Origin of the sequence: Chryseobacterium sp. OSA05B, from assembly GCF_019970065.1 — a bacterium.
GTDB lineage: Bacteria > Bacteroidota > Bacteroidia > Flavobacteriales > Weeksellaceae > Chryseobacterium.
On record NZ_JAHXYH010000009.1, the window covers coordinates 104,577 to 116,800 of the forward strand.

General features: G+C 31.6%; 8 protein-coding genes and 2 pseudogenes. 3 read left to right on the top strand and 7 right to left on the bottom strand.

Features of this window, described 5'->3' with window-relative positions:
• Positions 1-141 precede the first annotated feature (141 nt).
• Positions 142-423, top strand: a complete 282-nt coding sequence (locus tag LC419_RS22765; protein ID WP_223609510.1) for a DUF3817 domain-containing protein — start codon at positions 142-144, stop codon at positions 421-423.
• 335 nt (positions 424-758) lie between these two features.
• Here the strand turns inward: LC419_RS22765 and LC419_RS22770 are convergent, their stop codons facing one another.
• From LC419_RS22770 to LC419_RS22795, 6 genes are all read right to left on the bottom strand, one after another.
• Positions 759-1,742 (bottom strand): hypothetical protein, encoded by a 984-nt coding sequence (locus tag LC419_RS22770; protein ID WP_223609511.1) that lies wholly within the window; start codon positions 1,740-1,742, stop codon positions 759-761.
• Positions 1,743-2,008: 266 nt separating this feature from the next.
• Positions 2,009-3,121, bottom strand: a complete 1,113-nt coding sequence (locus LC419_RS22775) for a hypothetical protein (protein ID WP_223609512.1) — start codon at positions 3,119-3,121, stop codon at positions 2,009-2,011.
• Positions 3,122-3,961: 840 nt separating this feature from the next.
• A complete protein-coding gene (locus LC419_RS22780; protein WP_223609513.1) occupies positions 3,962-5,527 on the bottom strand; it encodes a hypothetical protein in 1,566 nt (521 codons plus the stop codon).
• Between the two features lie 4 nt (positions 5,528-5,531).
• Entirely contained in the window at positions 5,532-6,404 is an 873-nt protein-coding gene (locus LC419_RS22785; protein WP_223609514.1) for an ABC transporter ATP-binding protein, read from the bottom strand.
• 332 nt (positions 6,405-6,736) lie between these two features.
• Positions 6,737-7,861 carry a hypothetical protein gene (locus tag LC419_RS22790; RefSeq protein WP_223609515.1) on the bottom strand — a complete coding sequence of 375 codons (1,125 nt, stop codon included), beginning with the start codon at positions 7,859-7,861 and terminating at the stop codon, positions 6,737-6,739.
• A 172-nt stretch (positions 7,862-8,033) separates the two neighbouring features.
• Positions 8,034-9,263 (bottom strand): aspartyl protease family protein, encoded by a 1,230-nt coding sequence (locus tag LC419_RS22795; RefSeq protein WP_223609516.1) that lies wholly within the window; start codon positions 9,261-9,263, stop codon positions 8,034-8,036.
• Positions 9,264-10,165: 902 nt separating this feature from the next.
• On the opposite strand from LC419_RS22795, the gene LC419_RS22800 reads away from it, so the two are divergent.
• Both LC419_RS22800 and LC419_RS22805 read left to right on the top strand, forming a co-directional pair.
• Positions 10,166-10,447 (top strand): hypothetical protein, encoded by a 282-nt coding sequence (locus tag LC419_RS22800; RefSeq protein ID WP_223609517.1) that lies wholly within the window; start codon positions 10,166-10,168, stop codon positions 10,445-10,447.
• Between the two features lie 399 nt (positions 10,448-10,846).
• Positions 10,847-11,789: pseudogene (locus LC419_RS22805) on the top strand (transposase).
• Between the two features lie 25 nt (positions 11,790-11,814).
• Here the strand turns inward: LC419_RS22805 and LC419_RS22810 are convergent.
• A pseudogene (locus LC419_RS22810) lies at positions 11,815-12,093 on the bottom strand (transposase); the annotation flags it as partial.
• Between the last annotated feature and the right edge of the window lie 131 nt (positions 12,094-12,224).

A 12,224-nucleotide genomic window follows, 5' to 3' on the forward strand; every position in this document is an offset into this window, starting at 1 on the left:
AGGAACCATTTCACCAATTTCATTCTTCATCAACGTAAAACAATCATGATTACATTCAGAAGAAGGATTCCACGGTTGTTTATTCCAATGAAATAAGTTATTATTGTCAAAAAATAATCTTTTGATACTATAATGATTCAGATGATCAATATATACCGTAAAACAGCTTTAGTTGAAGGGCTTTCCTATCTGATTCTTCTCTTCATTGCAATGCCTTTAAAATACTTTTTCAATATACCGGAAGGTGTAAAATATTTTGGATGGATCCATGGGGTTTTGTTTCTTGTATTTATGGTAGCACTTGTGCTAGCCGCCATAAAATACAGGTGGAGTTTTAAAAGAATTATGTTGTATCTCATAGCTTCGGTACTCCCGTTTGTTCCGTTTATCCTGGATAGAAGCTTGAAAAAAGAATATTCATAAAGAACGAGATGGCAGTTCCCTGTTCATATCTTCCTGCTGATCAGTTATTTTAATTATTTTTCTCAATCCATTCAATAATTTTTAAGGCAACACCATTGAATGACTGAAAATTTTGTCCTGTCATAATTCGACCGTCTTCTGAATTAAGAATGGAAAGTTACAAGCTGACAAACCTATCTGTAGTTTTTGACAACTGCGGATTGAAATTATAAAATATTGATTTTCCTACCCTTACACTTCAAGACAATAATATTTGATCGTTCAGTACGTTTTTTTCATGAATCCGGCCTTCTTGTGATCACACATCACAGTGTAAACATTTAAAAATAGGTTTTTTATTTTTTAGGTACGTATTTTTTTAATTTGTCGTCAATATAATATGCTGTTTCTTTTCCTTCTTCACGAACCAAAAAATAAAATTTTAATTTTTTTCTATCTTCTAAATCATATTTTTCGTCTACATTCTGATCCGTTGTGTAATTAATTTCATCAATTTTAAGTGCTTTCTGTGGTTTAATGAGCCAGGTCATGGTCAACAAATCCAGTACTCCATATGATTCATCATTGGATTCAATAGAATACCCGTAGTACTTTCTTCTTGTAGAATGTTCTGAATCAATAAAAGAGAAATAACCTTCTGTTTGACTTCTGCTATTGCTGATGATATCATTTATAAGCTTTTTCTCTCCATTCATTGTGATGAAACCCACTTCTCCATCTATTGTTTTGTACTTGAACCAAATATTGTCATTTCCTATGTCTATAATTTGCAAACTGGAATACTCAAAACCCAGGTTTTTTAAAGTTTCACCATCTGGTTTTATGACTGCATATTTATCATCCTTAATCGCGATAGCAAAATCTTCATTCCTGTATTTAAATAATTGCGGACAGTAAGTATAAGTGTCTGAAAAAGAAAAAATTGAATTATTGACTACATAAAACCCTTTTGCATATGCCTTTTTTATAGGACCCTGTCCTGGAGAATCTTCAAAAATTTGCCAATTCTGTAAAAACACCTCCATTTTCTTAGTTGTTTTGTTGATTTCAAAATAAGCAATATTATCGTAATTCCCTCTTAAATTTGGTTTAGCAAAATCTAATTTGTAATAGTTGGGCTTTACAACAATTTTATTGTTTTTTGAATTTAAATAACCCATTCCTTTTTCAGTTTCAAAAGGAACTAAATTTTTGAAATCCATTGCCTTAATGTTAACAAAGTCTTTTTCAATAATGTTTTTTATGCTGTCTTCATATTTTTCCTGGGAAAAAGCAGAACTAAAAATAAAAAAGGGTAATAAGGATAATTTTCTGATCATATTTTTTTTGTTATAAAGATGGCATATAACGTTTTCGTTCTTCTCAACGTTTATATGCTATTAAATTGAGTATTTCCAGCTAAACAACATACTATAAAAACAGTGATATATTTGGAAATGTCTGGAAATTCGATTGGACAGATTTTATCAAGATCTGTTTTAGTTTTTTGTAGTTATTTTTCAATACGTCAAAACGATTATTAATCTTGCATCAAATATCGCCATCTCACCAAACGGCTGTTAAACATCGTTTTTTGTTAAAAATTTTATTTCTTTAATTCCATTTGAATAGTGTCCTTGTATAAAATCATTTTCCATTGCATTGAGTTATTTCTAAAATTGTTAATCTGAACAGGAATTGTGTCAGGCTTATTCGGATTCTTTTCGTAAGATATCACCTTAAAATTCTGTTCTTTATCATCGTGATGGTATTTCATAAATAGTGAAGTACTATCCACATACATATATGGATTCGGACAATAATACATTTTTCCTCTTTCTTCAATATAAATTGTTTTCCAGGCCAAAGTATCCTGTTGCCATTGATTTTCTTTAACCAATTTCCCATTACGTATCATGGATGTGACTTTCCATTTTCCAAAATATTTTTTTGAAAGGTGAACGTCATAATTATAGTAAATGACAAACAATAAAGGAATTAGAATACATAACACACGAGCGATTGAGCGTGAAAAATGATTACCCATTGAGGGCAGTTTATTTTTGTGTTGATTAAAGAAGTTTATGATATCAACTTTTTGCTGTAAAAACAGATGAACCAAGCCTAATGTTATCAGGATAGAAGTAAATAAGGTAATGGGTCCAATATTATAAAAAACATTAATCAAAACAATGTTCAGCATGACCGGTAAAAGTATGGTAATGCCTAATAAAGTGGTCCGCTTGAATAACAACAGAATAGCGCCAATAATTTGAAAAAACGCCAAAATCACAGCAAGTCCGTAAGAAAATCCATAATATTTCCAGGTTAATTCCGGCCCCGTTAATACGCTTGCTAAAGAATCATTGATATGATAGGAATAATTAAAGTTAACTTCAAATATTTTTTGAAAGCCAAAATCCAATAGCAGAAACGCCATCCAATACCGTAACAATGTTGAAAACCAGGAAATGTATTGTATAGAATTAAAAGTTCCGTTATTTTCTTTTCTGTGCCAATAAATAGAAAAACCAATTGAGCATAGTATGGCCAATCCTAATGCTAGAAATCCTACAGGAAATATAAACTTTGAAATTTTATAAGGTAATAGAGGTAAGATTATAAAAAGAGCAGTATTTGTAGCCCCAACAATGGCTAAAAACGATAATGAAAATTTCGAAAACCATTTTGTATTATTTATCACTTCGGCTGAACTCATAGATTTTTTTAAATTAATATTTTTTGGTTACTGTTTTTACAAAATGACGCCTAGCAATATTTTCCACGAAACAAAAGATATAAAAACCTCGAAAAAAAAATACCTATATCCACATTTCGTGACATTGGTCGCTAAGATAAATATTTATTATGAATTAGGTACTTAATAAAAAACTTTCATGAGTGTCAAAGATAAGGAGGAGGAGCTTTAAAAAATATACGAATTGGCAGGCAATCAAAACCCGAATAAATTACCCTTATCTAAAATGAGAAATAAATCAGTACCCAGCCTTTCCTGGATCCTTTACTTTTGAGTGCTTTTGAAAATTTTGACTATACCAGATAAGATCAATACATCTTATTCAGAAATAAAAAAGCCTTAGAACATTTTATTCTAAGGCTTTTTTTGCGGAGAGAGAGGGATTCGAACTTACCCATCTAAAACTGCTTCAGTACTCCATATTAGCCTTTCAAAATTATTGGTGCCATGATATTGCCACAACTTCTACTGAAAGTCAGATTAAAAAATCTATTGTTCCAATCGCTTTTTTTTCGAAGAGTGAAGGAATTACCCATGCTCAGTAAATACTTTATTTATGCTACTTTTATTTTCCAAATCTAAAAAAACGATGAAATCACCACGGTTTTTAAATTATAGATCCAGATAATAAAACATATTATTTCTGCAAAATTATTATAACTTGAATGAAAGAACGCTTTAATTTCTAGTTGTAAATATAGAACATTTCAACAATATGTAAAAGTCAAATTTAACTTTCGATACAGAAATTGAAAAAATATTGAAAAAAATTCCCTGTTTTCATACCAATTAAATTCTCATCTAAACATTTCTTATCTGAATTTTTCTGATCATAAAACTAAAAATTAGTAACAAAATACTGGTTCCCAACAGAACTATAAGTATTGCATAATTGGTGTCTCCGATTATTCCCAGATAATTTATCTGAGGGGCCTGAAAAGCAGCATAAGTCAGTAGAAAAAACAGGATTTCAAATAGTTTTTTTCCACCACTTACAATCCCCAAAAATATGCTTAAAGCTATAATAAGCACCACTCCATTTAAAACCTGTATGATCGATATAAAATTAACGTTTAGTAATAAACGTAAGATCATGGGTAATGCCAATACAGTTAAGAGGCAAACTCCGGCAAGAATCTGCGCGGGAAGCATTCTTTGCAATGGTTTGTATGAAGCAAAAGTAAAATAATACAGTTTGTTTGTCACTTCTTTCGTTGCCAAATCTGATATTCTGTTCACCTGCAGAAAAAGCAGAGCAGGAAGCAAAAAAACATAGGCAGTATTTAATGGAGCAAATATGATAGCGATCCACAAACCAATATTTAGAAGCCAGAGCCATTTGGAATCTTTCCTTATCATCAGTATTAATTCTGTTTTCAAAAATGAAGAAATACCATAGTCTGGCGTTATGGGAGGCAATTTAGATCTTTGAAATCCAGAATAAGAAATTACGGCTGATTTTTCTTGTGAAGTCTTTTGAACCGTGCTGCTTTTCATTGTTACTTTAAAATCGAAGCGGTGAAAGAAAAAAGATGAAATATAAACCAACAACAAGGTAAATCCTATCCATACCAATCTGCTTATCAAATATGACTTATTCCATGAAACACCTTTCCATTCAAAAGTCTTGAAACTTTCTTTTTCTGTGATAGTGTAGCCAAGAGACACCCCGGAAATATCTTCATTAAACTGTTCATTCACCTGATTCTGAATACTGTTTGTTACAATTCCCATCCCAAAGCCATCCCGTATATTGGAACTGTATTTATCATTCTTTTCCATCATACCAGATAGCATAAAAGTAAAGATAAAAAAGTACAGTACATTTTGAAGAATTGTTTTCCGGCTTAGAAAAACCTCCGCTAATATCGCTAACCCAGAAACTAAAATTAGGGAGGGTACAACCATATAAAAGTAAGGCCGCAAGAAATCTCCTATATGGAAAGGATATTCTGAGTTTTGAATAAAAAACATAAGAATGCCTGCGAGAAGAGCAATCGCGGAAATCGTGAGCAACACCATTAGGTTCCCCAGAAATTTCACAAAAAGATAGCCGAAATTGGTAATGGAAGTAGAGGCTATAATTAGCCCCACTTCTGTATCAATATCCTTTTTGATGGCCCCGCTGATCAGGTAAAAGCCAAACAGAGATAAAATAACCGTACTCATTAACGCTGAAATATGTCCGGCCCAGGCTGAATTGTAAACACCTCTATATCCTGGGATCGTCAATGTTGTATAGCTTGCATCAGGCAACGGGACAAAAGAATGCGCCGCATAGATTGTCACAGCTAATGTGATGAGAAAGGCATAACTACGGCTGCGCTGCAGGTAGTCTCCCTTGATAATATTATATAAATTTCTCATCGTATTACGGTTGATTTTTTATTAAAAACAAATAGGCATCTTCCAGCGTTGCATTAACAGGTCTGGAATTTGCTGCAGGCTGTTTCGTACTTGAAATATACCTTAGCAATGTTTTGTCCGATTGCCTTGTGGTATTCACCACCAGATATTGTGATTTAAACCTTTCAATCTCCGACTGGGAAAGGGTAATTTCAAACATTTTATTTTCTACATTACTGATAATTTCCGGAGCTGTATTCTTTTCGATAAGCATTCCGCTTTTCATGATAGTGACCTCATCGGCTACTGTTTCTATATCAGAAACAATGTGTGAGGAAACGATGACAATAGCATCACCAGCCATTTCTGATATTAACTGACGGAAACGGACCCTTTCTTCAGGGTCGAGACCTACTGTTGGCTCATCGAAAATTAATATTTTTGGATCATTAAGTAACGCCTGGGCAATGCCTATTCTCTGTTTCATACCCCCGGAATAGGTGCCAATAGGACGTTTTGCATCTGCAGTAAGATTTACCCCTTCCAAAAGCAGATCTATACGTTTATTAAGACCTGCTCCGCCAACTCCTTTCATTGCCGCTATATATTTCAGAAACTCATAAGCATTAAGATTTGGATATACCCCAAAATCCTGCGGAAGATATCCTAAGATTTTTCGGATCAAATCCGGATTTTTAACGACGTCTTCTCCATCCAGTAATACACTGCCGTAAGTTGGTTTGCTTATGGTAGCAATAATTTTCATTAAAGTAGATTTACCAGCTCCGTTAGGTCCAAGAAGTCCTAACACACCTTTTTCAATGATGATGGAAAAGTCTGAAAGTCCTACCATTCCTTTACCAAACATCTTTGTGATTATTTTAATTTCAAGTTGCATTATTAATATTTTTGTACTACAAGTTGTTTGTTTTTCAGTATTTTATATATAGAGATGAGTGATTTAAAAAAAATAAGACATGCACTCTCTATTATAATAGTATCAACAGATCTTTCTCTATTTAAAGTCTTACCTGAAAAGGTTTTCGATCATCCTTATTCTTATCCTTACTGGAAAATGAAAAAAATAAATTGATATTAGATTAAAAATTGCTTATTTTAACAATCTTTTGAGCATTTTTCTTTAATATCTTTCAACAATTAATTTACATTATTATTGTAATATCTTTATGACTGCGTAATAGATTTTGAAGGCATTATAAAATCAACTTTCTACCAACCTAAAGTCCCGATAATAAATTCAGCAATCTTAGGATTTAAATGTTGATCGTAAAAGCTATAAAGATAATCTCCCTTAAATTGATGAATCGTATTAAATCTTGAATTGTTAATGACTTCATTATCTGCATGGGTAAGAGCTGCACTATCGCCAGTATAACTTGCCGTAATGTAATCTATAGATTCTGTGTTGTTAAAAATTTGTGAATTAATCGTCCTTCTACTTAGTTTATCTTTGATTACTACCTCAAAAGAAGAAGTTAAATTAATCCTCTGAGTTTCATAAACCACAGTCGCTTTGACTGTATTATTTCTGACTGTTCCCGTTCTTTCATAGGTGTTTTTAAAATGATGTCCATTATTATAATCAATGCGGGTCCATTCGATTGAAATATCATAATCATTTTTTAGAGTTGACACATTCTCAATTTTAAGTCCAATAGCTTTTAGATTAACCACTTCTTCTATCTTATTTCTTATATGGTCATCAAAAGAAGAAGAACTGCCTATTTTTACATGAAAAAAATTTCCTTTATTCCCCATTTCCAAAGGTTCCAGATAGGCCGTTTTGTTTGCGTATAATTTTAAACCGGCCAATAATTCATCTGTATCTTTATATCCAGGATGTAATTGCTGCACCACACTCAATGTACGGTATGCCACAGAAAGATGATTAGAGGCCGAGGTATCGTTAACTGCTTTGACACCTCTTGCATAGAGATGGGTGACTGCCTGCGATGTTACACGTTCTAAGACTGTATTAAAATTTTTCTGTGGAATATTATTCTTTGCAAGAGCGGACGCTGAGAGGTCGTAGATATACCTCAGAGATGTTATTCTGTTGATCCAATTGATCCAGTCTTTTTTATCATCATTCTCTTTTATTATCCCATCAACAATTGATTCGTGAAAAGCCAGTCTTTCCCTGAAAAGCATTAAAAATTCTTTTTTCAGTTGATCTTTAGACAGTTTTTTCTCATATTTCTTCAATGATCTTATCAATTCTTCTTCATTTTGCCGGATATCGTTAATCGTCCATAAATGATTTTGTGCATTTAAGAAGAAACTTAAAAACAGAAAAAATATATTAATTGTTTTTAAAATATTCTTTTCTTTCATAATCTGATACTATTAAATTTTCGTGTTTCTATATATCCTTTTACCGCCTAATTTAAATGCAGAAAATAAATCTGATTATTCAGTATAACTTAAATTTATACATTTGATCTGTTCATATTCCAGCGACATAAAAATTTTGGACTATTTTTCATAATTACCTATTTTTCCAGCATTATCTATAAATATCTTCCTTAGGTGAAAGCAAAAACTCTTTACCGTCCTTCCTTGTAACTTTAATAGATTTATTGGCCAATAGAGATTGTATCAATAGTAACCTAAAATCAGATACGTAGATAAAGTCGTCAACTGATTTGCCGTTGACCGAGATAAACTCATCGTTTAACTTGAGCTCTGGATATCGAATAACATTGGGATTATCTGTGATAGCAACTACTACAAACTTATTATTTTGAATCGCGATAGAAAACCCATATGTTTTCTGCGGATAATTGCTAATAGAAGTTATTCTGGGCGTTAATATCATGCTTCCCGCTGAATTATTTAAACAGATATTATAATGACGGAAAAAACGGTTTCCTATGACCGGTCTGCCCTTATTTGTCAGCAATATTTTTACAGGATCTTTTAATTTGGTGATACTATCTCCTATTCTATAATCAAATTCTTTAATAGTATATGTGGTATCAACCTTCGAAATTCCACTTACTGAAGAAGCGATACTCCCGATTGTGGTGGATTTTTTAACTTTTCCAAAAATAGGCAGGGTCTGTATCGGCATTTCTATTTTATCTCCATTATAACCAAAGTCAATTTGCGCTACGCCCATACTGGAATTAACCCCGAAAAGAATTTTATAATTATTGTATGGATCTATTTCGAAAGGAAGAACAATTCCCTGTCCGGTAAAAGTATTCCTGGAAATAGTTACTTTTTTATGATCAAAATCAAACCTCCAATTCAATTTGCTGATAATTGATGAACCCAGAATTCCTTTAATTTTCACTTTGCCAATCATCTTGGAAAAATCCACATCTGTAAAGGTTGTGTTCGTAATTTTTACACTGCCCAACTCAACTTTGTCAGCAAATTTTATATTCATTTTGACAAATACAGCATTACCATCCCTGGCATCAAAATCTTTCAATGAAGGTACACTAGTAAGTTTGACTTTATCTTGAATACTTATGTCCAGGGCTGATGTAGAGAAACCATTATCCCATAGAAAAGATTCTTCTACTCCATTCACTTTGATTTTAATAACAATCATGTCATCGATGATCTCTATTGGAAGAATCTCATCTTTGTCTATATGAACCTCTCCGAGATTGAGAATACGGATCAATTCTTTTTCCTTATCAGAATTTTGTGCTTTTAATTTTCCTGGCACTGCCACAAGTAACAATGCGAGAATAAAATACATTTTAAAAATTAGATTAATCATTTATTTTAAAGTTTTGTGTGTTAATTATCAAATACTATATTTAGAGAAACTATTGTATACATAACGTGAAGGTTATAATCATCTAATTATGGCTTTTCGTTGATAGATGAATAATAAAGAAAAATCACCGCTGAAAAACAACAAAGTTTACCAAACTTATTTTGGTTAATCAAAAATTCTATCTAATCAAATTAACACAATAATAGAATTCAAATTAAGGTTATTATTTTCTAATAATCACCATCATTATGATTAATAATTGTTACTTAAATTTTAAACAAAAGGTAAAAATGTTATCAAAGAGAAAAATAACAAGTTGATCAACTAACTTTCCATTTCTAAATAACGTTAATAAAATTAAATAATACTAAAATTCGCACAATACGATATGAAAATGAAATACGATCTACAATTTTGCAAATTTTGTTTTAATTAATGAATCCCCAAATCATTTTGTAATTATTGCAATATATACAAACGAGTTAGACAACGAATATCATCATGATATAAACACTTTGAATTCTTTATTTTCGTCATTCGAAAATTTAAAACAAGATAATTCGTAAATATTGACTATATATTTAATAAATAAACACTGCATAACATTTATTAAATACCGCATAACAATTATTAACGAGAAAAATAAACTTGTAAAAAAAGTGAAATATTATTTTTGCGCCATAATATTAGTTTTTAAATTAGGCATATTTTTTATGACGACGAAATTACAGGTTCATCTATACATAGAAAAATACAAATTCTAAAAATTAAATAAAATTTAGAATTTGAACAGTAGTATTTTAGTATAAGACGTTTTTAATTTTCAAAAGTATGTACACGTCTAAAATTTTCTTAAAAACAATAATAAAACTAAAAAAAAGTGATATAATAAAATAAAAATTATGAAAAAGTATGTATCTACGTTGGGAATTATTCTCGCTATTTTATCTTGTAGTAAGAATAATTGTGACTGTTATGGAGACAAATATCAACGTACAATTAAGAAAAGCCCCTCAGGCTCTGTATATAATGACTCTGGCTGGAAATTTGTTAACAAAGAAAAAATTGATAAAAGGGGTTGTAGTACTTCTGATGTAAAAGAAAGCTCTTCGGTAATTGATTTCTTAGGTGATAAAACAATCACTGAAACAGAATACCGTCAAATAAAATGCAGTGAAGACTAATTCCACTAGTCCCTTTTTTGTAGAAAAATACTGCATACAACTAATGGTTTAATTTGAAAAGTCATTTTTAAAAAATTTAGGGGCTTTATAATCTAGATTATATTCAAAATAATATTCATAGCTTAATTCAGTTTAGTTTAAATTAGAAACTTAAGATCTATAAAATCCTTGCAATAATTAAGAATATCCTATATTATTCTCCAAAAAATCAACAATAGTAATGCAAATCTGCACAATTCAAATGATAAAAATAACGTCCCGGATATAGAAGCTAGAAAATGACAATTCCTGAATCGAATGCAACAAAAAGAATTAGATTGATCTTCTCCCAAAAAACAGTAGCAATAAAAGTTTAGATATTTTTCGAGAAATAATTAGTTTTAAATAAAGAAAAATCGAATGAAAAAGAGCAGATTTACAGAGAGCCAGATTGTACTTGCATTGAAACAATCAGAGACGGGAGTAAGAGTTGGAGAATTTGTCGTAAAATGGGTATAAGTGAGGCAACTTTCTACAATTGGAAGAAGACATTCGGAGGTTTAAGCGTTACGGAACTTCGGTATTTACGGCAATTGGGGGAAGAAAACAGTCAACTCAAAAAGTTGGTAGCCGATTTAAGTCTGGATAAGCAGATTCTTCAGTATGCTGAAAAAAAAGTTCTAAAGCCGGCTCAGAAGCGTGAACTGGCGAGGATTATTGCAGAATTTCCAGAAAAGAAGCTGTCGATTGATATTTTTACAATCCAGTGTTTTATTATTACCATCTACATCGAAGGGATGATATAGCGCTTAAAATGCGACTGATAGAATTATTTAATATCTATGTTCGCTATGGTATTGAGCGTTTACATTTTCTGCTCAGGCGTGAAGGTTGGAAAGATAATCAGAAACGGGTTTATAGAATTTATAGTGAAGAAGGGTTAAATTTGAGACGAAAAGAAAACAAAAGAATAAAATCGTCACGATCCAGAGTTCCTACTAACGGTAAAGCCTTTACTTTACATGAATGTTGGAGTATTGACTTTATTAGTGATGCCCTCTTTGATGGGAAGGAGTTTATAAGTAAAGAATTAGACAGATGGGCATATGAAGAGAAAATACAACTGGGGTTTTCCAGACCAGGAAAGCCTACTGATAATAATGCATTGAAAGTTTTAACGGATCATTACGAGATGAGTGAGTGTCTTAATGTTAATTGGTTTTTGTCATTAGAAGATGTACAGTAAAAGTTATATTTGTGGAAAGATGATCACAACATTTACAGAGCTCATAGTTCGCTAGGGAATTTAACACCAAATGAATTCATTGATAATAGTCGGAAAACACAAATTTCTCTATTTTAAACTATTCCATATTCTGGGGAAAAGTCGTCCACTTTTTTATTGCTTCTTTTAGGGTGAGGTAAACTGACTTTATCATGGCATCATCTATAGGAAAAGACATTTTATTTTTGGCATATTTTCTGATTTTCCCATTGAGGTTTTCAATCAAATTAGAAGTATAAATTATTTTTCGGATTTCGGGAGGGAATTCAAAGAATACGTTCAATTCATCCAAATTGTTTCGCCAGGATTGGATAGCATAAGAATATTTACTTTCCCATTTGTATTCAAAATCATTGAGTGCCTGTTCAGCTGCTTGTGAAGACTTTCCCTTATCAGTACTAATCAAAAGTATTAATTTCTGTTAATATTTTGTTGTTGTTTTAGGAAAAAGCGTTGGGTTTGCTTTGGCTTGCTGTCCATTTTTCCACATTACAGGTGACAATCCACCCAATG

Excerpts from the sequence above, each read along its gene's own strand:
- LC419_RS22765 (WP_223609510.1), top strand. The coding sequence starts at position 142 with ATGATCAATATATACCGTAAAACAGCTTTAGTTGAAGGGCTTTCCTAT.
- LC419_RS22770 (WP_223609511.1), bottom strand. The coding sequence starts at position 1,742 with ATGATCAGAAAATTATCCTTATTACCCTTTTTTATTTTTAGTTCTGCT.
- LC419_RS22775 (WP_223609512.1), bottom strand. The coding sequence starts at position 3,121 with ATGAGTTCAGCCGAAGTGATAAATAATACAAAATGGTTTTCGAAATTT.
- LC419_RS22780 (WP_223609513.1), bottom strand. The coding sequence starts at position 5,527 with ATGAGAAATTTATATAATATTATCAAGGGAGACTACCTGCAGCGCAGC.
- LC419_RS22785 (WP_223609514.1), bottom strand. The coding sequence starts at position 6,404 with ATGCAACTTGAAATTAAAATAATCACAAAGATGTTTGGTAAAGGAATG.
- LC419_RS22790 (WP_223609515.1), bottom strand. The coding sequence starts at position 7,861 with ATGAAAGAAAAGAATATTTTAAAAACAATTAATATATTTTTTCTGTTT.
- LC419_RS22795 (WP_223609516.1), bottom strand. The coding sequence starts at position 9,263 with ATGATTAATCTAATTTTTAAAATGTATTTTATTCTCGCATTGTTACTT.
- LC419_RS22800 (WP_223609517.1), top strand. The coding sequence starts at position 10,166 with ATGAAAAAGTATGTATCTACGTTGGGAATTATTCTCGCTATTTTATCT.